The sequence below is a fragment of the Aeromicrobium sp. HA genome, from assembly GCF_027171405.1.
In the GTDB taxonomy this organism is placed as follows: Bacteria; Actinomycetota; Actinomycetes; order Propionibacteriales; family Nocardioidaceae; genus Aeromicrobium; species Aeromicrobium tamlense.
Window position 1 is genome coordinate 1078069 of the sequence record NZ_CP114372.1, and the last position, 26366, is coordinate 1104434.

At 71.7% G+C, this 26366-nt stretch carries 26 protein-coding genes; 11 read left to right on the plus strand and 15 right to left on the minus strand.

Annotation, left to right across the window (positions count from 1 at the left end; translation table 11 throughout):
- Nucleotides 1-76: 76 nt before the first annotated feature.
- The 5 genes from hisN to O3S82_RS05265 are packed head-to-tail and all read right to left on the minus strand — an operon-like array spanning nt 77 to nt 5879.
- On the minus strand, nt 77-973 hold the full coding sequence (gene hisN / locus O3S82_RS05245; protein ID WP_179425620.1) for a histidinol-phosphatase: 897 nt from the start codon (nt 971-973) through the stop codon (nt 77-79).
- A gap of 35 nt (nt 974-1008) precedes the next feature.
- Complete coding sequence (gene rsgA, locus O3S82_RS05250) at nt 1009-1986, minus strand: ribosome small subunit-dependent GTPase A (RefSeq protein ID WP_269306119.1); 978 nt, start codon at nt 1984-1986, stop codon at nt 1009-1011.
- Nucleotides 1983-3245, minus strand: a complete 1263-nt coding sequence (gene aroA, locus O3S82_RS05255; RefSeq protein ID WP_269306121.1) for a 3-phosphoshikimate 1-carboxyvinyltransferase — start codon at nt 3243-3245, stop codon at nt 1983-1985. The genes rsgA and aroA overlap by 4 nt, the downstream gene beginning before the upstream one ends.
- Nucleotides 3242-3727 carry a DoxX family protein gene (locus O3S82_RS05260; RefSeq protein ID WP_179425618.1) on the minus strand — a complete coding sequence of 162 codons (486 nt, stop codon included), beginning with the start codon at nt 3725-3727 and terminating at the stop codon, nt 3242-3244. The genes aroA and O3S82_RS05260 overlap by 4 nt, the downstream gene beginning before the upstream one ends.
- Nucleotides 3728-3770: 43 nt before the next feature.
- Nucleotides 3771-5879 carry a sigma-70 family RNA polymerase sigma factor gene (locus O3S82_RS05265; protein WP_269306123.1) on the minus strand — a complete coding sequence of 703 codons (2109 nt, stop codon included), beginning with the start codon at nt 5877-5879 and terminating at the stop codon, nt 3771-3773.
- 410 nt (nt 5880-6289) lie between these two features.
- Between O3S82_RS05265 and O3S82_RS05270 the strand changes: the two genes are divergently transcribed.
- The 4 genes from O3S82_RS05270 (at nt 6290) to rsrA (ending at nt 8551) form a co-directional block, all read left to right on the plus strand.
- Nucleotides 6290-6799, plus strand: a complete 510-nt coding sequence (locus tag O3S82_RS05270; RefSeq protein WP_179425614.1) for a hypothetical protein — start codon at nt 6290-6292, stop codon at nt 6797-6799.
- Nucleotides 6800-6884: 85 nt separating this feature from the next.
- Entirely contained in the window at nt 6885-7595 is a 711-nt protein-coding gene (locus O3S82_RS05275; protein ID WP_179425612.1) for an SOS response-associated peptidase, read from the plus strand.
- An 84-nt stretch (nt 7596-7679) separates the two neighbouring features.
- Nucleotides 7680-8294: a sigma-70 family RNA polymerase sigma factor gene (locus O3S82_RS05280; RefSeq protein ID WP_179425610.1), complete on the plus strand. Its 615-nt coding sequence runs from the start codon at nt 7680-7682 to the stop codon at nt 8292-8294.
- A complete protein-coding gene (gene rsrA, locus O3S82_RS05285) occupies nt 8291-8551 on the plus strand; it encodes a mycothiol system anti-sigma-R factor (RefSeq protein WP_179425608.1) in 261 nt (86 codons plus the stop codon). The genes O3S82_RS05280 and rsrA overlap by 4 nt, the downstream gene beginning before the upstream one ends.
- Nucleotides 8552-8611: 60 nt before the next feature.
- On the opposite strand, the gene O3S82_RS17345 is transcribed toward rsrA, so the two are convergent.
- From O3S82_RS17345 to O3S82_RS05295, 3 genes are read right to left on the minus strand one after another with little or no spacing between them, the layout of a single operon-like run.
- Complete coding sequence (locus O3S82_RS17345; RefSeq protein WP_369797015.1) at nt 8612-8686, minus strand: 50S ribosomal protein bL37; 75 nt, start codon at nt 8684-8686, stop codon at nt 8612-8614.
- Nucleotides 8687-8725: 39 nt separating this feature from the next.
- Nucleotides 8726-9106 carry a thioesterase family protein gene (locus tag O3S82_RS05290; RefSeq protein WP_269306128.1) on the minus strand — a complete coding sequence of 127 codons (381 nt, stop codon included), beginning with the start codon at nt 9104-9106 and terminating at the stop codon, nt 8726-8728.
- Between the two features lie 2 nt (nt 9107-9108).
- Nucleotides 9109-10797: an acetolactate synthase gene (locus O3S82_RS05295; protein ID WP_269306130.1), complete on the minus strand. Its 1689-nt coding sequence runs from the start codon at nt 10795-10797 to the stop codon at nt 9109-9111.
- A gap of 51 nt (nt 10798-10848) precedes the next feature.
- Here O3S82_RS05295 and O3S82_RS05300 point away from each other — a divergent pair, with 51 nt between their 5' ends.
- Nucleotides 10849-12243 (plus strand): sensor histidine kinase, encoded by a 1395-nt coding sequence (locus O3S82_RS05300; protein WP_179425602.1) that lies wholly within the window; start codon nt 10849-10851, stop codon nt 12241-12243.
- A 6-nt stretch (nt 12244-12249) separates the two neighbouring features.
- On the opposite strand, the gene O3S82_RS05305 is transcribed toward O3S82_RS05300, so the two are convergent.
- The gene (locus O3S82_RS05305; protein ID WP_179425600.1) at nt 12250-12501 is read right to left on the minus strand and encodes a WhiB family transcriptional regulator; all 252 of its coding nucleotides are present in this window, start codon (nt 12499-12501) and stop codon (nt 12250-12252) included.
- Between the two features lie 179 nt (nt 12502-12680).
- On the opposite strand from O3S82_RS05305, the gene O3S82_RS05310 reads away from it, so the two are divergent.
- The 3 genes from O3S82_RS05310 to O3S82_RS05320 all read left to right on the plus strand — a co-directional run bounded on the left by O3S82_RS05310 (nt 12681) and on the right by O3S82_RS05320 (nt 15459).
- Nucleotides 12681-13076, plus strand: a complete 396-nt coding sequence (locus tag O3S82_RS05310; protein WP_179425598.1) for a hypothetical protein — start codon at nt 12681-12683, stop codon at nt 13074-13076.
- A 117-nt stretch (nt 13077-13193) separates the two neighbouring features.
- A complete protein-coding gene (locus tag O3S82_RS05315) occupies nt 13194-14408 on the plus strand; it encodes an NAD(P)-dependent malic enzyme (RefSeq protein ID WP_269306133.1) in 1215 nt (404 codons plus the stop codon).
- Between the two features lie 82 nt (nt 14409-14490).
- Nucleotides 14491-15459 (plus strand): zinc-binding dehydrogenase, encoded by a 969-nt coding sequence (locus tag O3S82_RS05320; RefSeq protein ID WP_269306135.1) that lies wholly within the window; start codon nt 14491-14493, stop codon nt 15457-15459.
- Nucleotides 15460-15588: 129 nt separating this feature from the next.
- Here O3S82_RS05320 and O3S82_RS05325 read toward each other — a convergent pair whose 3' ends face one another.
- The 3 genes from O3S82_RS05325 to O3S82_RS05335 all read right to left on the minus strand — a co-directional run bounded on the left by O3S82_RS05325 (nt 15589) and on the right by O3S82_RS05335 (nt 20193).
- Complete coding sequence (locus O3S82_RS05325) at nt 15589-15765, minus strand: DUF6104 family protein (protein ID WP_179425593.1); 177 nt, start codon at nt 15763-15765, stop codon at nt 15589-15591.
- A 7-nt stretch (nt 15766-15772) separates the two neighbouring features.
- On the minus strand, nt 15773-19600 hold the full coding sequence (locus O3S82_RS05330; RefSeq protein WP_269306137.1) for a multifunctional oxoglutarate decarboxylase/oxoglutarate dehydrogenase thiamine pyrophosphate-binding subunit/dihydrolipoyllysine-residue succinyltransferase subunit: 3828 nt from the start codon (nt 19598-19600) through the stop codon (nt 15773-15775).
- A 146-nt stretch (nt 19601-19746) separates the two neighbouring features.
- Nucleotides 19747-20193, minus strand: coding sequence for an OsmC family peroxiredoxin (locus O3S82_RS05335; RefSeq protein WP_179425589.1), 447 nt, complete (start codon nt 20191-20193; stop codon nt 19747-19749).
- 125 nt (nt 20194-20318) lie between these two features.
- On the opposite strand from O3S82_RS05335, the gene O3S82_RS05340 reads away from it, so the two are divergent.
- The 3 genes from O3S82_RS05340 (at nt 20319) to O3S82_RS05350 (ending at nt 23505) form a co-directional block, all read left to right on the plus strand.
- On the plus strand, nt 20319-21050 hold the full coding sequence (locus O3S82_RS05340; protein WP_269306139.1) for an MBL fold metallo-hydrolase: 732 nt from the start codon (nt 20319-20321) through the stop codon (nt 21048-21050).
- Complete coding sequence (locus O3S82_RS05345; protein WP_269306141.1) at nt 21050-23164, plus strand: thiamine pyrophosphate-dependent enzyme; 2115 nt, start codon at nt 21050-21052, stop codon at nt 23162-23164. Before O3S82_RS05340 ends, O3S82_RS05345 begins: the two co-directional genes overlap by 1 nt.
- Nucleotides 23165-23244: 80 nt before the next feature.
- Entirely contained in the window at nt 23245-23505 is a 261-nt protein-coding gene (locus O3S82_RS05350; protein WP_179425582.1) for a hypothetical protein, read from the plus strand.
- 3 nt (nt 23506-23508) lie between these two features.
- On the opposite strand, the gene O3S82_RS05355 is transcribed toward O3S82_RS05350, so the two are convergent.
- The 3 genes from O3S82_RS05355 to O3S82_RS05365 are packed head-to-tail and all read right to left on the minus strand — an operon-like array spanning nt 23509 to nt 26363.
- A complete protein-coding gene (locus O3S82_RS05355; protein ID WP_269306143.1) occupies nt 23509-24546 on the minus strand; it encodes a GNAT family N-acetyltransferase in 1038 nt (345 codons plus the stop codon).
- 51 nt (nt 24547-24597) lie between these two features.
- Nucleotides 24598-25446 (minus strand): ABC transporter permease, encoded by an 849-nt coding sequence (locus tag O3S82_RS05360; RefSeq protein ID WP_269306146.1) that lies wholly within the window; start codon nt 25444-25446, stop codon nt 24598-24600.
- On the minus strand, nt 25443-26363 hold the full coding sequence (locus O3S82_RS05365) for an ABC transporter ATP-binding protein (RefSeq protein WP_269306148.1): 921 nt from the start codon (nt 26361-26363) through the stop codon (nt 25443-25445). Before O3S82_RS05365 ends, O3S82_RS05360 begins: the two co-directional genes overlap by 4 nt.
- Between the last annotated feature and the right edge of the window lie 3 nt (nt 26364-26366).

The window sequence follows — 26366 nt, forward strand, 5'->3', positions numbered from 1 at the left end:
CGACTGTCGTCGACACTCGACTGTGTGGGGAGTGTAGCCCGCATCACACCCGAGGCGCAGGTGTCGGTCTCACGGCTCAGTCGTCGCGGGAGAAGCGCAGCCGGGTGACGTTGTCGGCCAGCGGCTCGTCGTCGTCCTCCGGCTCGTCGGGCCACGTCGACGGCTCGTCGTCGGGGAAGTGCCCGAGGTAGGCCATCACGGCGTCGTGCAGGCGTCCGTTCGTGGCGACGGCGTTCGCGCCCCACGGGCCGGGCTCGCCGGCCAGGCTCGTGAACTGGCCGCCGGCCTCGCGGACGATGATGTCGAGGGCCGCCATGTCCCACACGTTGAGCTCGGGCTCGGCGGCGATGTCGACGGCGCCCTCGGCGACCATCATGTACGACCAGAAGTCGCCGTAGGCCCGCGTGCGCCAGCACTGGCGCAGCAGCGCGTCGAACTCGCCCTGGCGGCCGATCTGGCCCCAGCTGGGCGCCGAGGAGTAGGACATCGACGCGGCGGTCAGCTCGCGCACGCCCGACACCTGGATGGGACGCGTCTGGCGGAACGACTTGCCGGTGTGGGCGCCGTCGCCCTTCATCGCCCACCAGCGGCGGCCGATCGCGGGGGCCGACACGCAGCCGACGACGATCTCGCCGGCCTCCTCGAGGGCGATGAGGGTGGCCCACACGGGCACGCCGCGCACGAAGTTCGAGGTGCCGTCGATCGGGTCGACGATCCAGCGACGGTCGGCGTTCTCGGCGGTGCCCTCGGTCTCGCCGGCCTCCTCGCCCAGGACGATGTCGCGGCCGCGCGAGGTCTTGAGGGTGCGACGGATCGCCTCCTCGACGGCACGGTCGGACTCGGTCACGTAGGTCATGTCGGGCTTCGTGGAGACCTCGAGGTCGAGGGCGCCGAAGCGGTCCATGCTGAGGTTGTCCGCGGAGTCGGCCAGCACGTGGGCCAGGCGCAGGTCATCCAGGTACGGGTTGGCCATGGGGCCCACCCTACGGTCTGGCGGCCGCGGTCAGGTCAGTACTCGTCGGCCAGCGAGCGGCTGGCCATGATCCGGCGGAACGACGCGAGCCGGGCGGGATCGATCTCGCCGGCCGCAGCGGCGGCGTCGAGCGCGCACTCGGGCTCCTCGGCCAGGTGCGTGCAGCCGCGTGGGCAGTCGCGCGCCGCGGTGTTGAGGTCGGCGAACGCCCGCAGGATCCGGTCGATCTCCACGTGGGCGAGACCGAAGGACCGGAACCCGGGCGTGTCGACGATCCGGCCACCGAACGGCAGGGGCAGGATCATCGCCGAGGTGGAGGTGTGGCGGCCGCGTCCGGTGACCTCGTTGACGTGGCTGGTGGTGCGGCCGGCGTCGGGCACGAGGGCGTTGACCAGGGTGGACTTGCCCACGCCGCTGTGGCCGATCAGGACGCTGGTGCGGTCGCGCAGCAGGTCGCGCAGGGGCTCGAGGTCGCCCTCGATCCGCGTGGTCACGACGCGGACGCCGAGCGGCTCGAGCTGCGCCAGGATCTCGTCGGCCGGAGCGAGGTCGGCCTTCGTGAGGCACACCGCGGGGTCCATCCCGGCGTCGTACGCGGCCACGAGGCAGCGGTCGATGAGGCCGGGGCGCGGCGGCGGGTCGGCGAGGGAGGCCACGATCACCAGCTGGTCGGCGTTGGCCACCACGACGCGCTCGATCGGGTCGTCGTCGTCGGCGCTGCGGCGCAGCACCGTGCGGCGCTCGAGCACCTCGACGATGCGGGCGAGGCTGTCGGCCGAGCCCGAGACGTCGCCGACCACGCGCGCCTCGTCGCCGACGACGACGCCCTGGCGGCCCAGCGAGCGGGACTTCATCGCGGTGAGGACGGTGCCGTCGGGCAGCAGCAGCGTGTAGCGCCCGCGGTCGACCGTGGTGACGACGGCGACGAGCGCGTCGGAGTAGTCGGGCCGGTCCTTCGTGCGGGGCCGCGTGCGCCGGCGGGGGCGCTCGTACTGGTCGTGCTCGTCCCTCACGAGACCACGGCCGCCCAGTCGTCGGCGAAGCCCGGGTAGGTCTTGGCGGTGGTGCCGATGTTCTCCACGACGACCCCGGGCACGCGCAGCCCGATGACCGCGCCGGCGTGCGCCATGCGGTGGTCGTCGTAGGTGGCGAACGTGCCCCCGTGCAGCGGGGCCGGCGTGATCACGAGGCCGTCGGGCTGCTCCTCGACCTGACCGCCGAGGCGGTTGATCTCGGTCGCCAGTGCCGCGAGGCGGTCGGTCTCGTGACCGCGCAGGTGGCCGATGCCGGAGACCCGGGACGGGCCGTCGGCGACCGCGGCCAGCGCCGCGACCACGGGGGTCAGCTCGCCGACGTCGTGCAGGTCGAGGTCGACCCCGGCGAGGCGCTCGGGACCGAGGACGACGAGGTCGGCGCCGTCGCGCTCGGTGCGCCCGCCGAAGGCCGTGACCAGGTCGCGCCAGGCGTCGCCGGCCTGGTCGGTGGTCTCGGGCCAGTCGCGCACGCGCACCCGACCGCCCGTGGCGAGGGCGGCCGCGACGAACGGTCCGGCGTTGGACAGGTCGGGCTCGATCGTCACGTCGAGCGCCTTCACGGGCCCGGGACGGACGTGCCAGCGACCCGCCGACTCCTCGACCACGACGCCGCGGCGGCGCAGCTCGGTGACGGTCATCGCGACGTGCGGCAGCGACGGCAGCGAGCCACCCTCGTGGCGCAGGTCGAGGCCCTCGGCGAACCGGGGTGCGACCAGCAGCAGGGCCGAGACGAACTGGCTGGAGGCCGAGGCGTCGACGGTGAGCGCACCGCCACGCGCCGACCCGGCGCCGTGGACGGTGAAGGGCAGGCTGCCGCGGCCGTCGTCGTCGACGCGGACGCCGAGGTCGCGCAGGCTGGAGATCGTGGTGCCCATCGGACGCTCGCGGGCCCGGGGGTCGCCGTCGAACCGGGCCTCGCCCGAGCCGAGGGCGGCAACCGGCGGGACGAACCGCATGACGGTGCCGGCGAGGCCGCAGTCGACCGAGGCCGCCTCGACGGGCCGGATCGGGGTGACGGTCCACGAGCGCGTCCCGCGCTCGATCCGGGCGCCGAGCGAGACGAGCGCCTCGGCCATCAGCTCGGTGTCACGGGCGGCCAGCGGCTCGTGCACCGTGGACGGGCCGTCGGCGATCGCCGCGAGCACGAGGGCACGGTTGGTCTGCGACTTCGAGCCCGGCAGCCGGACGTCGGCGTCGACGGCGGCGGAGGGGAGCGGGGCGGGCCAGTCCATCCTCATCCCCGCAGGTCGTCGATCTGGTCGACGATCGTGTCCTTGGCGGCGACCGCGGTGTTCTTCGCGCGGGTGCCCAGCCACGGCTTGTGCGGGTCGGGGTCGAGGGTCGACAGCAGCAGGCCGCCGGTGAGCGACACGTTCTTGACGAAGTGGGTGAACTGGTTGCGGCGCGCGACGGGGTCGGTCTCGTTCCAGAACGGGTGACCCGACACGGTGGTGGCGGGCATCGTGGCGGCCAGGACGAGTGCCGAGGTGCGCGGCAGGTGGCCCGTGGCGAGCGCGGCGCCGGCGGCGACGTGCACGACACCGTTGAGCCGGATGAGGTTCGCGGCCGACAGGTCGGCCTGCGGCGCGATCCTGCGCAGGACATCGGCCACGGGCTGGGCCTTCGCGGCCAGCGCCTGCGGCTTGCGCAGCGCCATCACCCCGCCGGAGATGAACATCGAGGCGAGCATCGGACGGGCCACCGCGCGCAGGAGAGTCATGCCCTCATCATGCCGCAGGATGCGGACGCTGCCGAGGTCGCGCTCAGCGGAACGAGCCCGAGAGCGACGTGCCGCCGCTGGTGACGGTGTAGGTGCCCGACGCGAAGGGGATGAGGGTGCGGACCGTGAGGGTCGGCAGCGTGCGGTTCGCGGTGACGGTCTGGTTGCACGTGAGGGTCGGGCTCGTGATGCCTCCGGGACGGGTGCAGGTCCAGCCCGACCAGCTGGTGATGATCTCGAGGTCCGGGAAGCCGCCGGTGAAGGTGATGCGGATCTGCGCCGCCTGCCCGGGCTGGGCGTCGCGGCCGACCGTGAAGGCGAAGCTCGTCGAGAAGAACGAGGTCGTCGCGGACGCGCGGACGGTCTGGTCGACCGGAGCCGTCGTGGGCTCGCTGGTCGGCTCGGTGGTGGGTTCCGTGGTCGGCTCGGTGGTCGGTTCCGTCGTGGGCTCGGTGGTGGGTTCCGTGGTCGGCTCGGTGGTCGGTTCCGTGGTCGGTTCCGTCGTGGGCTCGGTAGTCGGTTCCGTCGTGGGCTCGGTCGTGGGTTCCGTCGTGGGCTCGGTGGTGGGTTCCGTGGTCGGCTCGGTGGTCGGTTCCGTCGTGGGCTCGGTGGTGGGCTCGGTGGTCGGTTCCGTCGTGGGCTCGGTGGTGGGTTCCGTGGTCGGCTCGGTCGTGGGCTCCGTGGTCGGCTCGGTGGTCGGTTCCGTGGTCGGTTCCGTCGTGGGCTCGGTGGTGGGTTCCGTGGTCGGCTCGGTCGTGGGCTCGGTGGTCGGTTCCGTCGTGGGCTCGGTCGTGGGTTCCGTGGTCGGTTCCGTGGTCGGTTCCGTGGTCGGCTCCGTGGTCGGTTCCGTGGTCGGCTCCGCGGTCGGGATCGTGGTCGGCTCGGAGGGCGTGGGCTCGGTGGTCGGCTCGGTGGGCAGCGGGACGGGGTCGGTGGGGACCGGGTCCTCGGGCGCGAGGTCGTCAGGCAGCGGCGGCTCGTCGTCGTCCGTCGGCTCGTCCACGGGCTCCTCGGGGTCCTGCCACACCATCGGGTCGGGCAGCGGTCCCACGTCGGGACCCTGGGTCTGGGGGACCACCGAGCCGTTCGGCCGCAGCACCGAGCCGGGCCCGTCGGCCGAGGTGGTGGTGTCGAACCCCGGGGGACGGTCCACGGTGATGAGCGCGGCTGCCCCGGCGATCACCACGACGCTGGCGGCCGCACCGGCCGCGATGCCCGCGGGACCGATCGTGCCGAGCACGCCCATGACACCGGAGGTCGAGCCGCCCACGGCGCCCGCGCCACCGCCGGCACCCGCGCCGCCTCCGCCGCCCGCGCCACCCTGGCCGCCGCCGGCACCGGCCAGCGCGCCGGCGGCACCGGTGCCCTGCAGGTAGCCCGAGGCGGCCGTGCCCAGGATCGCCGGGGCGAGGATGCCCGCGAGGCCGTGGTTGAAGTCCTGGAGCTCGAGGTACAGCCCCATGCACGAGCGGCACTCGTCGAGGTGGCGCTGCACCTTGCCCGCGTCGCGTCGTGAGAGGCCGCCGCGCACGAACGCGCCGAGGTTGCCGATCGCGAACTGGCAGTCGGGCGTCGTCGTGGGGACGAGGTGCTTCTGCAGGTACGCCTGGCGCAGTCCCTCGCGCGCCCGGTACGCCAGCGCCGAGACGCTGTTCGCGCTCATGCCGAGCATCGGCGCGATCTCGGCGGGCTTCTGGCCCTCGACGTCGAGGTGCCACAGCACCATCTGCCAGCGCTCGGGCAGCGACGCGAACGCCTCGGCGGTGGTGGTGCGCTCGAAGCCGAGCTCGGCGGTGTCGACGAAGTCCACGCGGCCGTCGAGCTCGAACTGGTCGTCGGTGGGACGCTCGCGCGTGACGGCCCGGATCCTGTCGACGTGCAGGCGACGCACCGCGGTCAGCAGGTAGGCCCGGAACGACTCCTGGGGCCCGCCGCCGTTCTGCACCGTCACGAGGACCTTGGTGAACGCCTCGGCGACGAGGTCGTCGGCGTCGGGCCCCCGCATGAGCTGGCGCGCCAGGCGCTGGGCCGCCGCCTGGTGGCGGGAGTACAGCTCGCCGTACGCGCCGGAGTCACCACCGCGCACCGCGGTGAGCAGGTCGGCGTCGCTGCGCTCCTGTCCGAGGGCAGGCGGCGGGGCGTCGAGGGTCACTGCCAGCCCCTTTCCCGAGTGGTCGCGAAGCAGAACGCGCGTGACCTCGGTCAGCCACGCTCCTCAGTCTAGGTGGCCGATCCGCTGCTGTCCGGTGTTCACGTGGCCCTTTGTGACTACGGGGGCGGACTCGTTTTGCCCGGATTTCTCGGGACGAACTCGCAGTTGCACGAAAACTCGTCGCCGAAGTCGCGTCATGGCCCCCGGCGGGCCCCGTCTCTTGGGTGACAACACGGCGACTGCGCCCGGCACCTGTGAGAGGAGGCACGGAGATGGATCCCTTCGACGTCAGCTATGTCGACCTCGACTCGGCCGTTCGTGCCGGCCGGGTGGACGCAGTGGACGTTGCACACGAGGTGGGAGCGAGTGCAGCGTCTCTCGGGGTCCCGCTCCACGAGGTCCTGGATCGCGTGGAGAGGGCCTTCGACGGCCTCGAACCGTCGTTCGCGATGGTCCGTGGAGTCGCCGTGGCGTGGGCCGAGACGTCGAGGGCGCTGCAGCTCGAGACGTCGTGCGAGGACCCGCTGACCCAGCTGTCGACCTTGGCGCACCTGCGACACAGCCTGGACGGGCTGTACCGCGGCGCGGTCCGGGACGACGGGACGGTCACGGATCGTCACGCCCTCGTGGTGGTCGAGCTGCCTCCGGAGCCCGGTCACCCGCTGGAGCAGGCGCTGCACGCGGTCGACGTGAGCGTCGCCCTGCGCACCGCATTCCCCGGCGACGAGGTCATCGCCCAGTTGAGCCCGCGGCGGTTCTGCGTGCTGGCCGAACGCCGGCGCCTGGACCAGCCGACGCTGAGCCTGGTCACGGTCCTGCTCCGCCGGACGTTCGAGTCGCCCCCGCCGCGGGTGTGGCTCGAGCTGCTGCCGCCGGTGGCCCAGGACGTGACCTGGGTGCTCGACGCACTCACCGGTTGAACCGGCGGGATCCGCCACCATCTCGGGTGTGGCGGAACCCGCCGGCTCGGCCCGGAGCGTCGGTGCCCGCGCCTACGATGGCCGCATGTGCGGCCGTTACGCGACCTCCCGGACCCCGGCCACCCTGGTCGACGACTTCGAGGCTGACCTCGGCGACCTGTTCGAGGACACCGGCGCCGACTACAACCTGGCGCCCACCAAGCTCGCTCCACTCGTGGTGCAGCGCACCGGCGAGGACACGGTCCGGCGCGAGCTCGTCACGGCGAAGTGGGGCCTGGTGCCCTCGTGGGCCAAGGACCCCTCGATCGGCAATCGGCTGATCAACGCTCGCAGCGAGACGGTGGCCGAGAAGCCCTCGTTCCGCAAGGCCTTCGCCAAGCGGCGCGCCATCGTGCCGGCCGACGGGTTCTACGAGTGGTACCAGCCCGAGGGCGAGCCCGGCGCGAAGCGCAAGCCGCCGAAGCAGCCGTTCTTCATGAGCGCCGAGTCGGGCCTGGGCCTCGCCGGCCTCTACGAGTTCTGGAAGGACCCCGAGGGCGCGTGGCTGCTGACCTACACGATCCTCACCACGTCCGCCGAGGGCGAGGACGGCCGCATCCACGACCGCGCGCCGCTGATCGTCGAGCCCGACGTCGCGAGCCGGTGGCTGGCGGCCGAGCCGTGGCCCGAGGCGCTCGACCACCTCGTCCCGGCCACGCCCGGCGTGCTGCGCACGTGGCCCGTCTCCACCGAGGTCAACAACGTCCGCAACAACGGTCCCGAGCTGGTCGAGCCGATCCCGATCGAGGGGGAATAGGGGTACGTGGCGAGTCGTTTGACCTGACAGGAGGTACGAATGCTCGCATGCCCCGTACGACCGGCCACAGTAGGCTGGACGACGATGACTGACGACACCGTCGTGGACCCGTCGAACGAGACCCCGGAGGAGCGCCAGGCCCGATTCGAGGCCGACGCCCTTCCCTTCCTCGACCAGCTGTACTCGGCCGCTCTGCGCATGACCCGCAACCCCCAGGACGCCGAGGACCTGGTGCAGGAGACCTATGCGAAGGCGTTCAGCGCCTTCCACCAGTTCAAGCCCGGCACCAACCTCAAGGCGTGGCTGTACCGCATCCTGACGAACACGTACATCAACCACTACCGCAAGAAGCAGCGCCAGCCCCAGCAGGTCACGGACGAGATCGAGGACTGGCAGATCGCGGCGGCGGCGGCGCACAGCTCGTCGGGACTGAAGTCGGCGGAGATGGAGGCGCTCGAGCGCCTGCCCGACTCCGACGTCAAGGACGCCCTGCAGGCGCTCCCCGAGGACTTCCGCTACGCGGTGTACCTCGCCGACGTCGAGGGCTTCCCCTACAAGGAGATCGCGGAGATCATGGACACGCCCATCGGCACGGTGATGTCGAGGCTGCACCGCGGACGTCGGCAGCTGCGCGACCTGCTCACCGACTACGCCCGCGATCGTGGGATGAAGGTTCCGGCCGGAGGTGACACCAAGTGAGCTGTGACGGACCCGACTGCGAGAAGGCGCTGGAGAACCTCTACGTCTTCCTCGACCAGGAGATCGACGGCGCCAGCTGCGACGAGATCCAGGCGCACCTGGACGACTGCTCGGACTGCCTGAACGAGTACCACCTCGAGCAGATTGTGAAGGCGCTCGTCGGTCGCTCGTGCACCGAGATCGCTCCCGAGCCCCTGCGCGAGAAGGTGCGGCTGCAGATCCGCACCGTCCAGGTCGAGATCACCGACCTGCGCTGAGTCCCGGAGACGACGAAACCCCATCCGCCGGATGGGGTTTCGTGCGTTATCGGCGCGGTTTCACGCGTTGGGGCGCTTACCGTGGTTCGCGCCCTTCTTGCGACGCGCCCGGCGCTTGCGACCGGTCTTGCCCATGGTTCCTCCTCAAAACGCTGACCATCAAGTCTCGCACACTCAGCCCACCGCGGGCACACGGGACAGGAAGCGCTCGCGATCGACCACGATCCGGCGCACCTGTCCGCTGGCCACGAGCACCTCGTTCTGGTCGCGGGCGGCGACGTCGAAGATCACCAGGCGCCCGTCGCGCTGGGTGACCGAGGCCGTCGCAGTGATGGTGGCGCCCACGGCGCTCGCGGCCAGGTGCTGCACCTCCACGCGGGTGCCCACGCTCGTCTGCGAGGGGTCGAGGTCGAGCGCGGCGCACGTGGCGGCCTCGAGCCAGGCCAGCACGACCGGCGTGCCGAGGACGTCGAGGTCGCCGCTGCCCACCGCACGGGCGGTGTGCTCGGGGCCGACGGTGTGCGTCACGGTGGCCTGTCCGGACGGGTCGGTCACGCTCAGACGCCCATCGTGTTGCGCGGGTAAAGCGCGTTCACGTCGGTGGCGACGTTGACTAGGTACGGCACGCCCGAGGCGAACGCGCGGTCGAGCGCCGGGCCGATCTCCTTCGGGTCGGTGACGAACTCGCCGCCGCCGCCCAGCGCCTGGACCACCTGGTCGTAGCGCGTGTTCGGGGCGAGGTCGGCCGCGACGTCGTAGCCGTAGAGCATCTGCATCGGGGGCTTCTCCAGACCCCAGGCGGAGTTGTTGCCCACCACCATGACGACCGGCAGGTCGTGGCGGACGAGCGTGTCGACGTCGATGATCGACATGCCGGCGGCGCCGTCGCCCATCAGCAGGACGACCTGGCTCGAGGGCCGCGCGATGCGGGCCGCCATCGCCGCGCCCAGTCCGGCTCCGAGGCAGCCGTACGGGCCCGGGTCGAGCCAGCCGCCGGGCCGCTGCGGCTCGACGAACTTGCCCGCGAACGACACGAAGTCGCCGCCGTCGCCGATCACGACCGCGTCGTCGGCCAGCCGCGGCAGCAGCTCGCCGTAGATCCGCGCGGGGTGGATCGGGTCGGCCTCGGCGGTCAGCAGCGCCGCGTCGCGCTGGACGGCCGCCGCGACGACGTCCTGCAGCTCGCTCAGCCACGGCGACCAGTCGGGCCGGCTGGTGCCGGACTGGAGTCCCTGGAGGAGCGCGTCGAAGATCGTGGTGAGGTCACCGGCCGCCGACGCGCCGAGCGACGCGTGGGTGGAGACCTGGCCGGGGGAGTCGCCGATGTGGACCGTGACGGCGGGGTCGCCGCCCTCCTTGCCACCGAACCGGCCGAAGCCGAGGCGGAAGTCCAGGGGGGTGCCGACGACCACGACGAGGTCGGCGGTGCCGAGGGCCTTCGAGCGTGCCTTCGTGACGAGGTTCGGGTGGCCGCCGGGGACGATGCCGCGGCCCATGCCGTTGGCGATCGCGGGGATGCCGGACTCCTGCACGAAGCGCAGGGCGGCCTCCTCGGCGTGGTCGGACCACACGTCGCTGCCCAGGATCACGACCGGACGCCGGGACTCGGCGAGCAGGCGCACGACCGACGCGACCGCGTCGGGGTCGGGCTCGATCCGCTCGGTCGAGGGGCCGCTCGACACGTGCGTGACCGGGCCGGAGTTGAAGAACTCGTCCATCGGGATGTCGACGAACGTGGGGCCGCGGTGCGACGAGCCGGCGAGGGTGAACGCCTCGTCGACGACCGGCGCGATGTCGGCCAGGCTCTTGGCCGTCGTGGCGGACTTCGTGATGGTCTCGAAGATCGGCGGGTGGTCGAGCTCCTGCAGCGTGCCGGTGCCCCACGTCGACTGCGCGGCGCGGCCGCCGACGACCACGAGGGGAGCGCCCGAGAAGTAGGCCTGCGCCACCGGGCTCACGCCGTTCGTCACGCCGGGGCCGGCCGTGAGCACCGCGAGACCGGGCGTGCGCGTGAGCTTGCCGATCGCCTCGGCGGCGAAGACCGCGGAGGGCTCGTGGCGCACGTCGATGATCGGCATCGGCTCGTCGGACTTCACGGCGGCGTCGTACATCGGGAAGATGTGGGCGCCCGAGAGGGTGAACATCGCCTCGGCTCCGTGGGCCCGCGCGACGTCGAGTGCGTGGTGGCCGCCGTGCGGTCCGGTGGGCTCCGGGAACGCGGCGTCCTGCTGCTGGTCTTCGGTCATGTGACGCAGGTTACCCGCGAGTCGCTTCCAGCGGAGCCCTAGTCTCGGAACGTGCCCTCCTTCGAAGACATCGCCGACGCGCAGACCGCGCTGACCACGGCACAGATCGACCGGCTGCAGCTGCTGGTCACCGACTGGCAGATCGTCGCCGACCTGTCGTTCAGCGACCTGGTCCTGTGGGTGGAGGACGCGGAGGAGAAGGGGATGTGGGCGGCGGCGCAGATCCGTCCGACCACGGGCCCGACCACCCTGCTGGAGGACGTGGTGGGCACCTTCGTCCCGCGCGACCTGACCGCGGTCGAGGACGAGCGGCTCGCCGATGGCACCTCGATCACGCAGGCCGCCGTGCCGGTGATGTGGGCCGGCCGACGCATCGGCGTGATCGTCAAGCGCCGCCCCGTCACCGACCGCCGCACCGCGAGCGCCCTCGAGTCGGCCTACCAGCGGGCCAGCGACGAGCTCTTCGAGATGATCCAGCGCGGCGAGTTCCCGCTGCCGGGCGTGCCGTCCGAGCTGGCCGACTCGCTGCGGGTGGGCGACGGCTTCGTCCGCACCGACGCGGAGGGCCGCGTGCTGTACGCGAGCCCCAACGCGCTGTCGGCGTACCGTCGGCTCGGCTACGTGGGCGACCTCCAGGGCGCCGACCTGATCGACGTCACGACGTACCTCATCGGCAACGACGCCGACCGCCCGTTCTCCACGCTGTTCGGAGCCGGCGAGACCGAGGCCGAGATCGAGGCGTCGGGTGCGTCGATGCTGCTGCGGATCATGCCGCTGCGCAGCGGGGGAGCGGCCACGGGCTCGCTCATCCTGCTGCGCGACGTGACCGAGCTACGACTGCGCGAGCGCGAGCTGGTCTCGAAGGACGCCACGATCCGCGAGATCCACCACCGGGTGAAGAACAACCTGCAGACCGTCGCGGCCCTGCTGCGGCTCCAGAGCCGGCGGATGGAGATCCCCGCGGCGCGCGAGGCGCTGCAGGAGGCCGAGCGGCGGGTGGGCTCGATCGCGCTCGTGCACGAGACGCTGAGCCAGTCCTTCGACGAGTCGGTGGAGTTCGACGCGATCGCCGACACGCTGCTTCGCACGGTGCTGGACGTCGGTGGCGGCGTCGTGAAGGCCGAGCGGGTGGGCTCGTTCGGGCTGGTGCCCGCCGAGATCGCGACCCCGCTGGCGATGACGCTGACCGAGCTGGTGCAGAATGCTGCCGAGCACGCCTTCGGACCCGAGGGTGGGCGCGTGACACTGGCCGTCAACCGGATCCGCGGACGGATCCGGCTGAGGGTGAGTGACGACGGACGGGGGCTGCCGGACGACTTCGACCCGACACTGAGTCTGGGCCTGTCGATCGTGTCCACGCTGGTGCGTGGCGAGCTGAAGGGCGACCTCGACTACGAGTCGATGCCCTCGGGCGGCACGACCGTGACGATCGCCTTCAGCCTGTGAGGGCGATCAGGCGGTCTTGATGCGGGCGCGCGCATTGCGGCGCTTGAGAGCGCGACGCTCGTCCTCGCTGAGGCCACCCCACACACCGTGGTCCTGGCCGGACTCGAGAGCCCACTGCAGGCACTGGTCGCGAACGTCGCACCGGCGGCACACCAGCTTGGCCTCCTCCACCTGGAGGATCGCCGGGCCCGTGTTGCCGATCGGGAAGAACAGTTCGGGATCTTCGTCCAGACAGGCCGAACGATGACGCCAATCCATGCGGATGACTCCTTAGGGCAGCTTACGTGGGGGGATCGAGTACGCCGGGGCGCACGCTCTACCAGTTTTGCAAGGTTCTGCGCACTCCACAACAGATGTACCCGGACAGATCCTGAGGGAAACGTCACATATTCGTAACGTGGAAAATGCTTGCATTCACGCCGCGTTAGCCTGAGCGCGTGCCTGTGTCCTCTCGCATCCCCCTCGGGATCGCCGCCGTCGTCGTCGCCCTCCAGGGGCTGGTCTTCATCGCGTTGGCGGTGCTCGACCTGGCCGGACTCGTCCCCGGACGCATCGCCGTGGGCGTGGGCATCGGGGTGCTTCTGCTGATCCTCGGCGCCGGCCTCGTGGCCGCGGCCGTGGGCCTGGTGCGCGGTGCCCACGTCGCCCGGGGACCCGTGGTGGTCGCCCAGCTGATCGGCCTGGGGCTGGCGTGGTCCCTGCGCAACCCCGACGCGAACACCGGCGACAACCGCGCCGTGGGGATCGCGATCGCGGTCTCGGCGCTGGTCGTGCTCGCCTGCCTGGCCACCGGCCCGGCGCGACGGGCGCTGGCCGACGACCACGGGGAATGACCGGTGTGGGAGACTGGACGGTGGGGCACACCCCGTCCTCACCCGCGGCACGACACCGCACCCGGCAGCCGGATCGGCGCCGCCCGCACCTGATCACCCCCTGCTGCGCGAGGAACCATGTCCACCCACATCGACCCGATCGACACCGACCTGCTCATGACGCTCACCGACGACGACGATCCCGTGTTCTCGCTGCACCGCGGCGGCAAGATGGAGGTCACCGCGACGGTACCCGTGGGGAACGCCGACGACCTGTCGCTGGCCTACACCCCCGGCGTCGCCAAGGTCTGTGAGGCGATCGCCGCCGACCCTGAGGTCGCGCACCAGTACACGTGGGTCGGCAACACCGTCGCGGTCATCACCGACGGCACCGCCGTGCTCGGCCTGGGCGACATCGGCCCGGCCGCCGCGATGCCCGTGATGGAGGGCAAGGCGATCCTGTTCAAGCAGTTCGGCGGCGTCGACGCCATGCCGATCGCGCTGGACACCACCGACACCGACGAGATCGTCGAGACGATCGTGCGCCTGGCGCCCACGTTCGGCGGCGTCAACCTCGAGGACATCTCGAGCCCGCGCTGCTTCGAGATCGAGCGTCGGCTCATCGAGCGTCTCGACATCCCCGTCTTCCACGACGACCAGCACGGCACGGCCGTGGTGGTGCTCGCGGGCCTCTACAACGCGCTGCGCCTCACCGACCGCGAGCCCGACGAGGTCAAGGTCGTCATCTCCGGTGCCGGAGCCGCGGGCGTGGCGATCACGAAGATCCTCCGCTCGGCCGGCGTGCGCAAGATCAGCGTCACCGACCGCGCCGGAGTCATCACGCCCGAGCGCGACGACCTCAACGAGGTCAAACAGTGGCTGGCGCAGGAGACGTCGGGCTGGGCCCGGCCCGGGACCATCGCCGACGCCCTCGACGGCGCCGACGTCTACATCGGCGTCTCCGGCGGCACGGTTCCGGAGGAGGCCGTCGCGCGCATGGCCCCCGACGCGATCATCTTCGCGCTGGCGAACCCGAACCCCGAGGTGCACCCCGACGTCGCCCACCGGCACGCGCGGATCGTGGCGACCGGCCGCTCGGACTTCCCGAACCAGCTCAACAACGTGCTGGTCTTCCCGGGCATCTTCCGCGGCGCCCTCGACGTGCGCGCCACCGAGATCTCCGAGTCGATGAAGCTGTCGGCCGCGCGCGCGATCGCCGACCTCGTGGACGAGGACGAGCTGACCGAGACGCACATCATCCCGTCGCCGTTCGATCCTCGCGTCTCGCAGGCCGTGGCCCGCGCCGTGACGGACACCGCGCGCCGCGACGGTCTCGCTCGTCGCCCGTACTGATCGGACGCCCCTCGCGGGCGAGCACGGCCGGACCCCGTTAGGGTCGCAGCGGTAGTTGTCGCCCGACCCCAGGAGATCGCCCGTGTTCGCCGTCTACGCCGCCTCGATGGACAAGAAGAACCCCCTGGACGGCCTCGTGGTGGGGGAGCGGCCCGATCCGGTGGTCCCCGACGGCTGGACCACGGTCACGGTGAAGGCCGCGTCGATCAACCACCACGACGTGTGGAGCCTGCGCGGCGTCGGCCTGCGCGAGGAGTCGCTGCCGATGATCCTGGGCTGCGACGCGGCGGGCTTCGACGAGGACGGCAACGAGGTCATCGTCCACGCCGTCATCAGCGACCCGGACTGGATCGGCGACGAGACGCTCGACCCGCGCCGCTCGCTGCTGTCGGAGCGCCACCAGGGCACGTTCGCCGAGAAGGTCGCCGTGCCGAGGCGCAACGTGGTGCCCAAGCCCGCGGGCCTGTCGATGGCCGAGGCCGCGTGCCTGCCCACCGCGTGGCTGACGGCCTACCGGATGCTCTTCACGCAGGCCGACCTGCACCCCGGCGACTCCGTGCTCGTGCAGGGCGCGGGCGGCGGCGTGGCCACCGCCGCGATCACGCTGGCCCGGGCCGCGGGCTTTCGCGTGTTCGCGACCAGCCGAGACGAGGACAAGCGCCGGCGTGCGCTCGAGATCGGCGCCCACGAGGTCCTCGAGTCAGGTGCGCGGCTGCCCGTCAAGGTCGATGCGGTCATGGAGACCGTCGGTGCCGCCACGTGGTCGCACTCGGTCCGCGCGATGCGCCCCGGCGGCACGATCGTCATCTCGGGCGCCACGTCGGGCGACGCCCCCTCGCACGCCGAGCTGACCCGCATCTTCTTCCAGCAGATGCGCGTCCACGGCTCCACGATGGGCACCCGCGACGAGCTGCGGCGCCTGGCCGAGTTCATGGACGTCACCGGCACCAAGCCGCTCATCGACGCGGAGATCGCCATGGAGGACGCCGCACAGGGCCTCCAGCGCGTCATCGACGGCGACGTCTTCGGCAAGATCGTCCTGACCCGCTGAGCCGCGCGAGCCGCTCCCCTGCGCCCGGCCGACGCCGAGTGGCGCAAGAAGGCCCGCCACTCGTCGAGTGGCGGGCCGTTCTGCGCCACTCGCGGGTGGCGGGGTCCTGCGGGGTCGTGCGGGGTCGGGCTAGTCCTCGTCGTCGTCGAGGCGGGCCAGCCAGGTGGCCAGCCGCTCGACGGGCACCTCGAATTCGGGGTTCAGGTCGACGAAGATCGACAGCTGCTCGGCCAGCCAGGCGAAGGAGACCTCCTCCTCGCCGCGGCGGGCCGCCAGCTCCTCAATGCCCCGGTCGGTGAAGTACATCGACCGATCAGGCGAACGCGCGGTTCATCAGGTCCTTGAACTCGGTGACGTGCACCGAGTGCGAGCCCACCGACGGAGCCGAGGACTCCGGGCGGGTGACCTGCGTCATCGGCAGACCCAGCGCGTCGCGCAGGTAGAGCGCGACGTGCGGCCACGGGCCCTGGTTCTCGGGCTCATCCTGGACCCAGCGGATCTCGCGGGCGTTGGGGTACTTCGCGAGCTCCTCCTTGATCTCCTCCAGCGGACGCGGGTAGAGCTGCTCGAGGCGCACGATCGCCGTACGGGGGCTGTCGCCCTCGAGGCTCTTGCGCTCGGTCAGCAGGTCCCACGTCACCTTGCCGGAGCACAGGATGACCTTCTCCACGCGCTCGGCGTCGACCGTGTCGTCGCCGATCACCGGGCGGAACGTGCCCGAGGTGAAGTCGTCGGGCTGGCTGGCCGCGAGCTTGTTGCGCAGCATCGACTTCGGCGTGAAGACGATGAGCGGACGGTGCTGCGACTGCAGGTTCTGACGACGGAGCAGGTGGAAGTACGACGCGGGCGTCGACGGCTGGGCGATCGTCATCTCGTCGTTCGCGGCGAGCGTCAGGAAGCGCTCGATGCGGCCCGACGAGTGGTCGGGGCCCTGGCCCTCGTAGCCGTGCGGCAGGAGCAGGACGACGCCCGACTTCTGACCCCACTTGGTCTCACCGGAGCTGATGTACTCGTCGATCACGGACTGGGCGCCGTTGACGAAGTCGCCGAACTGGGCCTCCCACATCGTGAGCGCCTCGGGACGGGCCACGGAGTAGCCGTACTCGAAGCCGAGCGCCGCGTACTCCGAGAGCAGCGAGTCGTAGACGTAGAACGACGCCTGCTCGTCGGCCACGTGCTGCAGCGGCGTCCACTCGGCCCCGTCCTTGCGATCGATGATCGTGGCGAAGCGGGTGGTGAACGTGCCGCGGCGCGAGTCCTGGCCAACGAGGCGCACGGGGCGACCGTCGGCGAGCAGCGAGCCCATCGCGATGATCTCGCCCGTGCCCCAGTCGATGGGACCGGCCGTGATCGAGGCCGCGCGGCGCTGCAGCTGGGGCAGCACCTTCGGGTGGACCGTGAAGCCGTCGGGCACGTTCGTGTAGGCGTCCGAGATGGCCTTGAGCGTGTCGGCGCTGATCGCGGTGACCAGCTCCTCGTCGTACGGCTTCTCCGGGTAGTCCGGGGTGCGCGTGTAGCCGGGGTCGTGCTGCGCCTGCTTGACCTTCGCCAGGTTCTGCTCGAGCAGCTTCTGGTAGTCCTTGAGCGCCTCCTCGGCCTCCTCGAGCGTGATGTCGCCACGACCGACGAGAGCCTCGGTGTACAGCTTGCGCACCGACTTCTTCTTCTCGATCGTGTCGTACATCAGCGGCTGCGTGAAGCTCGGGTCGTCGCCCTCGTTGTGGCCACGGCGGCGGTAGCAGACGAGGTCGATGACGACGTCCTTGTGGAACGTGCGGCGGTACTCGTAGGCCAGCTGCGCGGCGCGGATGCAGGCCTCGGGATCGTCGCCGTTCACGTGGAAGATCGGCGCCTGGATCATGCGGGCGACATCGGTGCAGTAGGTCGACGAGCGCGACGAGGACGGGCTCGTGGTGAAGCCGACCTGGTTGTTCACGATCACGTGCACGGTGCCGCCGGTGCGGTAGCCCCGCAGCTGCGACAGGTTGAGCGTCTCGGCGACGACGCCCTGGCCGGCGAACGCCGCGTCGCCGTGGACGAGGACCGGCAGGACCGGGAACTCCTCGCCGCGGTTCAGCACGTCCTGCTTGGCGCGGGCGATGCCCTCGAGCACCGGGTCGACGACCTCGAGGTGCGACGGGTTGGCCGCGACCGAGACCTTGATCTTGTCGCCGCGGACCGAGGTGAACTCGCCGTCGACGCCCAGGTGGTACTTGACGTCGCCCGAGCCCTGCACGGTGCGCGGGTCGATGTTCCCCTCGAACTCGCGGAACACGTTGGCCGGGTCCTTGCCGGCGATGTTCACCAGCACGTTGAGGCGGCCGCGGTGGGCCATGCCGATGCAGACCTCCTCGAGGCCGTCGGCGGCGGCGCCCTCGCAGATCTCGTCGAGCAGCGGGACCATCGTCTCGCCACCCTCGAGGCTGAAGCGCTTCTGGCCGACGAACTTGGTCTGCAGGAAGGTCTCGAAGGCCTCGGCCTGGTTGAGCTTCTGCAGGATGCGCAGCTGCTCCTCGCGCGGCTCCTTGACGTGCGGGCGCTCGAGGCGCTCCTGGAACCAGCTGCGCTCCTCGGGCTCCTGGATGTGCATGTACTCCACGGCCATCGTGCGCACGTAGGAGTCGCGCAGGATGCCCAGGATCTCGCGCAGCTTCATGAAGCGCTTGCCCGAGGCCTTGCCGAAGGAGCCCACCGGGAACTCGCGGTCGAGGTCCCACAGGGTGAGGCCGTGCGACGCGATGTCGAGGTCGGGGTGGGTGCGCTGGCGGTACTCCAGCGGGTTCGTGTCGGCCATGAGGTGGCCGCGCACGCGGAACGAGTGGATCAGCTCGAGGACGCGCGCCTGGCGGTCGACGTCGTCGTCGTGGCGGACCGAGATGTCCTGCGCCCAGCGGATCGGCTCGTAGGGGATCCGCAGCGAGGTGAAGATCTCGTCGTAGAAGCCCTCGGCGCCCAGCAGGAGCTGGTGCACGCGACGCAGGAACTCGCCCGACTGCGCGCCCTGGATGACGCGGTGGTCGTACGTGGACGTCAGCGTCATCATCTTCGAGACGGCCATGAGCGCGAGGGTGTCCTCCGACGCGCCCTGGAACTCCGGCGGGTAGTCCATCGAGCCGACGCCGACGATGAGGCCCTGGCCGGCCATGAGGCGCGGCACCGAGTGGTTGGTGCCGATGCCGCCCGGGTTCGTCAGGCTGACGGTCGTGCCCTGGAAGTCGCTGACCTCGAGCTTGTTGTCGCGGGCCTTGCGCACGATGGTCTCGTAGCCGCGCCAGAACTGCGCGAAGTCCATCGTCTCGGCGGCCTTGATGTTCGGCACCATGAGCTGGCGCGAGCCGTCGGCCTTCTGCACGTCGATGGCCAGGCCGAAGTTCACGTGCTCGGGGTTGAGCTGGACCGGCTTGCCCTTCTCGTTGTACTCGAAGCCGGTGTTCATCTCGGGCATGGCCGCGACGGCCTTGACGACCGCGTAGCCGATGAGGTGCGTGAACGACACCTTGCCGCCGCGAGCGCGGGCGAGGTGGTTGTTGATGACGACGCGCTGGTCGAACAGCAGCTTGACCGGCACCGAGCGGACGCTGGTGGCGGTGGGGACCGCGAGGCTGGCGTCCATGTTGGTCGCGGTGCGCGCCGAGGCGCCCTTCAGCACGACCTTCTCGACCTCACCAGGACCCGTGGGGGTCTCGGCGGGCTTGTCCTGCGCGGCGGACTTGGCCGCGGCGGGCTGCGCCTTCGCGGGCTGCTCCTTGGCGGCGGGCTTCGGCGAGGTCGGGGCGGCGGCCGGGGCCGGCGGGTTCTTCTCCTCGGCGGCACGCGCCGAGGGAGCCTTCTGCGGCGTGGCCGGCTTCTCGGCCTGCTGCTGCGACGGCTCGATCGCCGGCTCGTCGGTGCGGGTCTCGGAGGACTCGGACTTCGGGGCGGGCTTCTCGGCCGTCGTCGACGACCCGGCCGTCTTCGACTCGGACGAGGCGGCGCCGTTGGCGCCGTAGCCGCCCTTGCGGAAGAAGTCGGCCCACTCGGCGTCGACCGAGGACGGGTCGGCGGTGAACTGGTCGTACATCTCTTCGACCAGCCACTCGTTGCTGCCGAAGTCGGGGTGGGGAGCGTCGGTCGCCGACGCGGTGGGGGAGGACTCGGCCACGGCCTGAATCGCCTCTTCCGGGGAAAATCGCTCGCGTGATCGCGCACGGATGGTGGACTCAAGACAGGGTAACGCGCTCGCCCACAGGGTCGCAGGCAGGTCGCAGAACCCGTCGGTAACCTCGCGCCGGGGACCGGCGCGAGGCTCTAGAGCGTCTCGAGGGTGGCGTCGAGACCCATGTCGTCGACGCCGTCGAGCGCCTTGCTCACGGGGCAGGTCTCCTTGGCCTCCTCGGCCACCTGCTGGAACTCCGCGTCGTCGATGCCTTCGGCCTCCGCGCGCACGGTGAGGTTGATGCGGGTGATGCGGAACCCGCCGTCGGGATCGGGGCCCAGCGTGACGTCGGCCGACGTCTCGACGGCGTTGACCGTGGCGCCCGCGCGGCCCAGCAGCGCGGTCAACTGCATCGTGTAGCAGGCCGAGTGCGCGGCCGCGATGAGCTCCTCGGGGTTGGTGGCGCCGCCACCGTCGTCGGACGAGCGCTTGGGGAACGACATCTCGAAGGTGCCCAGGCCGGACGACGTCAGCTCGACCTGGCCGGATCCGTCCTCGAAGCCGCCGTCCCAGGCGGTGCGTGCGGTGCGAGTGGGCATGAGGGCCTCCTGTGGCTCGGGGTGTGGTGCTCACGTGGTGGTTCCCTCTCGACGCTAACCACGTTTCGGCGGGTCCGCACGGCGCGTCCGTGGACAGCGCCTGCGCGGCCTCCTAGGTTCGAGCCGTGGAGGTCACCGAGGTTGCCGACGGGATCTGGTTCGCCCGCACCGAGTACGTCAACTGGATCGTCCTGGTGGAGGGCGACCGCGCCGCGCTGGTCGACTGCGGCTACCCGGGCCAGGCGGGCCTCCTCGAGGAGTCCGTGCGGCGCGCGGGCGTCACGATGGAGCAGGTCGAGGCGCTCGTGGTGACCCACAACCATGTCGACCACACGGGCTCGATGCCGGCCCTCTCGGCGCGCGGCGTGCGCGTGCTGGCGGGCGCCGACGAGATGCCGATGCTGCGGGGCGAGCGCGTCGAGAGCGCCACCACCACCGACGTCCTGCTGCGCGCGTGGCGTCCGCGCGTGCTGCGCTGGGCGCTCGGCATCGCGCGCCTCGGCGCGTCGGGCCACCCGCACGTCGACACGGTCGAGGCCGTCGTGCCGGGGCAGCCGCTCGACCTCCCGTGCTCGCCCGTCCCGGTGTCGCTGCCCGGGCACACCTCGGGACACATCGCCCTGCACTTCCCGGCCCAGCGCGCCGTCGCCACGGGTGACGCGCTCGTCACGGGGCACTCGCTGAGCCCGGTCGAGGGGCCCCAGGCGATCGACGCGTTCTTCCACCACGACACGGCGCGACTGCGGGCCACGCTGCCGGACCTCGCGCTGCTCGACGCCGACCTCGTCCTGCCTGGCCACGGTCCCGCGGCCCACGTCCCGATCGCGCGTGCGGTCGGCGAGGCGCTGAGCGTCTGATGGAGACCATCGACGAGTACGTCGTCCGCACCCTGCCTGGACTGCAGCCGGACCCGGAGGCCGCCCGCGACGTCGACGTGGTGGCGCTGCGCCACCTCTTCGCGGCGCAGGTGCAGAGCCGCCACCTCGACTTCGCGGCGCGCTGGCTGCAGGGACGCGGCGAGGGGCACTACACGATCGGCTCCGCCGGCCACGAGAGCAACGCGGCGCTCGGCCTGCTGTCCGAGGTGAGCGACCCGGCCCTGCTGCACTACCGATCCGGCGGGCTGTACGCCGCGCGGTCGGCGAAGTCGGGCCGCGACGACGGCGTGCGGGCGATCCTGCAGAGCCTCACCAGCGCGCGCAGCGACCCGATGTCGGGCGGGCGGCACAAGGTGTTCGGGCACCCGGCGCTGAGCATCGTCCCGCAGACCTCCACGATCAGCTCGCACCTGCCGCGGGCAGTGGGGCTCGGGCTCGGGCTGGGCTTCGCGCGCCGGCTCGGGCGTCACACGGCCTGGCCCGAGGACGCCGTCGTGCTGTGCAGCTTCGGCGACGCCTCGGTCAACCACTCCACGGCGGTCGGCGCACTCAACGCCGCGGCCTACCTGACCCACCGAGGGCTCGCCTGCCCCGTGCTGTTCGTGTGCGAGGACAACCGCATCGGCATCAGCACGGCCTCGCCCGAGGGCTGGCCCGGCGCCATGCTCGAGGGCCTGCCGGGGATTGCGTACCGCGCGGCCGACGGCGACGACCCCGTCGGGCTGCTGCGCCAGACGCAGGACGCCCTCGACGCCGTCCGGTCGAGCCGCAGCCCCGGGGTACTGCACCTCTCCACCGTCCGGTTCCTCGGCCACGCGGGGTCCGACGCAGAGGTCGCCTACCGCACCCGCAAGCGGATCGAGGCCGACTACGACCGCGACCCGATCGTCGCCACGGCGCGCGCCCTCGTGGACGCAGGAGCGATCACCGGCGCCGAGGCTCTCGAGGCCTACGAGAGCACGCGGCGCGGGGTCATGGCGCAGGCCGAGGACATCATCGGCGAGCCACGACTCGACTCGCGCGCGGCCGTCGTCGCGCCGCTCGCGCTGCCGCGGTTCGACTCGGTGCCGGAGCGTGAGGTCGAAGGATCGCGGCGCACGCTGGCGCAGGCGATCAACGCGACGCTCGGAGAGCTGCTGGAGGACCATCCCGAGACGCTGCTGTTCGGTGAGGACGTGGCGGTCAAGGGCGGCGTCTACGGCGTCACCCGCGGACTGCGCAAGCGGTTCGGCGGGCAGCGGGTCTTCGACACGCTCCTCGACGAGCAGACGATCCTGGGCACCGCGCTGGGCACCGCGCTCGCGGGCTTCGTGCCGATCCCGGAGATCCAGTACCTGGCCTACCTGCACAACGCGGAGGACCAGCTGCGCGGAGAGGCAGCATCGCTCGGGTTCTTCTCGGCGGGGCAGTACCGCAACGGCATGGTGGTGCGCATCGCCGGACTGGCCTACCAGCGCGGCTTCGGCGGCCACTTCCACAACGACAACTCCGTGGCCGTGCTGCGCGACATCCCGGGCCTGGTGCTGGCGGTGCCGAGCCATCCCGCCGACGCGCCCGGTCTGCTGCGCGCCTGTCACCGGCTGGCGCGCGAGGGTCGGGTCTGCGTCTACCTCGAGCCCATCGCCCGCTACCACTCGCGCGACCTCCACGAGGACGGCGACGGCCTGTGGACCGCCCCGCCGTCCGAGGACGCGGTGATCGCCCCGGGCGAGGTCGGCGTGCACGGCGACGGTCGCGACCTCGTGATCCTGACCTTCGGCAACGGCACGTTCATGAGCCGGCGCGCCGCGGAGGAACTGCGTCGGCGGGGGGTCGAGGCCACCATCGTCGACCTGCGCTGGCTCGCGCCGCTGCCCGAGGAGCAGATCGTCGACGCCTGCCGCGGCTTCGACCGCGTGCTCGTGGTGGACGAGACGCGACACTCCGGCGGCGTGGGGGAGGGCGTCGTCAGCGCCCTCGTCGCCGCCCGCCACCCGGGCCGCATCGCCCGCGTCGCGAGCGCCGACAGCTTCATCCCCCTCGGCCCCGCCTCCGACCAGGTCCTGCTGGGCGAGGACGAGATCGTCCGCGCCGCCCTCGGCCTGATGGCCTGACGCCTCAGGTCCGGCGCTGACCGGTGCCGGGGAATCGGCGGCCCCGTGCGCGGGCGCCCGGAGGCCGACAGGATGGTCGCGTGAGCGTGTACCTGGCGTGGACGGAGCGGGAGCCCGAGGACCTCGAGGGGCCGTGGGTGGAGGCGCGGACGATCGCGCCGGGGCTGCTGCTGGTCGAGAGCTCCGAGACGCTGTCGGTCGTCTACCACGCGATCAAGTGGTCGCTGCCCGACGACGCCGCGCTCATCGTGACACCGGTCGACCGCACGCCGAAGCTGCGCGGCCTGGAGCCCGGCACCACCTCGTGGCTGCGCGAGCGCACCAGTCCCGCCGGGAGCTGAGCGTCAGACGCCGAGGTCGAGGTCCTTGAACCAGGACTCGGTGACGTAGTCCGTCTCCCAGCCCAGTGACCGGTAGAGCTCGTCGGCCTTCGTGGGGGAGTCCGCGTCGACCTCGAGGGACACGCGGTCGCGACCGTTGCGGGCGGCGTCGGCGATCACCGTGGCGAGCAGCGACTTGGCCACGCCGCGACCCCGGGCGGCGCGCGTGACGCCGATGTACTCCACGTACGTGCCCTGCGTGCCGCCCTCGGGCGCCGCGCTCGACGAGCACACGACCGTGCCCGCGGGCACGTGATGGCCATCGTCGGTGTCCACGTACGCGAGCCACCAATGGTCCCAGCTGTGCGCGGGGTCCTCGCGCATCCGCTGGACGAACTCCGAGAAGCTCTCGCGGTACGAGTTGAAGTGGTCCTGGAACGACGTCTCGAGCATCTGGTGGACGACCTGCAGATCGGAGGCCACCGGCATCCCGTTCTCGTGCCGCTCGACCGGCCGCACCGTGACGCCGGCGCGTGGCTCGAGCGAGGCCTCGTCGGGGGTGACGGGCCGCTCCATGTGCAACCACGTGCGGCGCTTGGCGTAGCCGGCGTCGATGAGCCATCCGGCCTGGCGCGTGTCGCTGGCGAACGGGCTCTCGTCGAGCCGCGTGGCGCTGATCCCGCGGAAGCGCGCCATCGTCACGGCCGCGGACTCGGCCCAGCGGTAGAACGCCGCGGCGATCGCGTCGATCTCGGGCACGTCGCGGTCGAAGTAGCCCCAGATGAGGGCACGGCCCGCGGCGCGGTCGTGCACCGTGATCCAGGCGCGGGGGACGTCGTCCTCGCCCACGGCCACGAGCTGGCGCCGGGTCCACGAGGCCTGGCCGGCGACCTCGGACTCGATGCCCGCCGGATCGACGTGCGCCTCACCGGTGCCCTGGAGCTCGTCGAGCCGTCTGAGGGCCACGAGGGCGTCGATGTCGGAGTACCCGGGAACCCGGGCACGCCACGGGCTCGGGAGGGTCGGCAGGTCGTCGTGGGTCGCGCTCGTGGTGTCGGGCATCGGGTCCATTGTGGTGGAAGCGACTCCGGGCGTCGCCCCCACGGGGGAAGGTCACACGCGGGTGAGGGCCTTGTCGCGCCGTGCGGCGACGGCCGATCCGGACTCGCGGCGGGCCATCCGCTGCAGCAGCCGTGGCGCAAGGACGAGCCCGATCACGGTCCACACGGTCAGCACCGCGACCGCCTGCCAGACCCGCCACTCGCCGCCCGGCTCGAGCGTCGCCGCCCAGTCCGGGAGCAGGGCCGCACGCATCCCCGCGGCGAGCCAGTGCAGCGGGAACAGCTGGCCGATGACCTCCACCCAGCGGGGCAGTCCGCCGGTGCTGAAGATGCCCGAGGCGTAGACGAGCGCGCCGATGACGACCATGCCCCAGCCGCCCACCGAGCGCGGGTTCTTGAAGATCGAGCCCAGCACGAAGCCGATCGGCGCGCAGGCGAGCAGGCCGAGCACGATCAGGCCGACCACGCCCAGGAGGCCGAGGACGCCGCGGTGCCAGAGTCCGTCGATGAGCACGGTGGCGGCGACGAGGATGATCGCCGAGCCGAAGACGGTCTCGTACGTGACCCGGGCGGACTGCCCGACCACGTAGCCGCGCATGCCGTGCGGCACGCTCTTCGCGCGCAGCAGGGTGCCGTCCTCGCGCTCGGTGGTGACCGCCGTGGCCAGTCCGTAGGCGGCGCCGAAGACCACCATCATCGCGAGCGCGTTGGGCACGATGAAGTGGGCCACGCTGATGTCGGCGTCCTCGATCATGTTGTTGCGGTTGAGGTACAGCACCAGCGCGAGGATGCCGTTGAGGAACACGTAGTACGTGAGGTCCTCAGGGGCGCGCAGGCTGTTGCGGAACTCGATCCAGCCACGCCTCAGGCCCGACCGGACGGCGACGTCGGATGCGCTCATGCCGGCACCTCCTGCTGCTTGTCGGACTCCTCGTGCCGGGCGACCATGGCCAGGTAGGTGTCCTCCAGGGTCGACCGCCGCACCTCGAGGTCGGCGATGCCGTCGGGGTGGCTCGCGAGGAGCTCGCGCACGAACGCGGTGCCGTCGGCGGTGGTCTGCGCGTGCGTCGTGCCGTGCTGGGTCCAGCGCACCTCGGTGGTGCCCGAGATCTGCTCGGCGAGCGAGGCGGCGCTGCCGTCGGCCACGATACGGCCGTGATTGAGGATCAGGATCCGGTCGGCCAGCTTCTCGGCCTCGTTGAGGTCGTGGGTCGTGAGCAGGATCGTGGTGTCCTCGAGGTCGCTGAGCCGGTCGACGAGCGCGTGGAAGTCGCGCCGGGCCACCGGGTCGAAGCCCACGGTGGGCTCGTCGAGGAACAGCACCTCGGGCCGACCGACGATGCCGATCGCGACGTCGAGCCGCCGGCGCTGGCCGCCCGAGAGGGACTTGACCTTCGCGTCGGCCTGCGGCGTGAGGCCGACGCGGTCGAGCAGGTCGTCGGTGTCGTACGGCCGCTCGCGGCCGGGCGTGGCGTACGGCGCGTAGTAGGAGCCGAACTGCTCGAGCAGCTCGCGCACCTTCCACCGGCCGTGGTCGCGCCACGACTGCAGCACGACGCCGACACGCGAGCGCCAGGCCTCGTCGGCGGTCAGCGGCACCGCGTCGAGCACGCGCACGTCGCCGTCCGACGGCTTGCGGAAGCCCTCCAGGATCTCGATCGTGGTGGTCTTGCCGGCTCCGTTCGGGCCCAGCAGCGCGACGACCTCGCCGCGCCGGACCTCGAAGTCGAGCCCCTTCAGCACCTCCTTCTCGCCGTAGGACATCCGCAGGTCGGCTGCGGTGACGACGGGTGGGTTCTGCGCAGGGGCTGGGTCCACGGA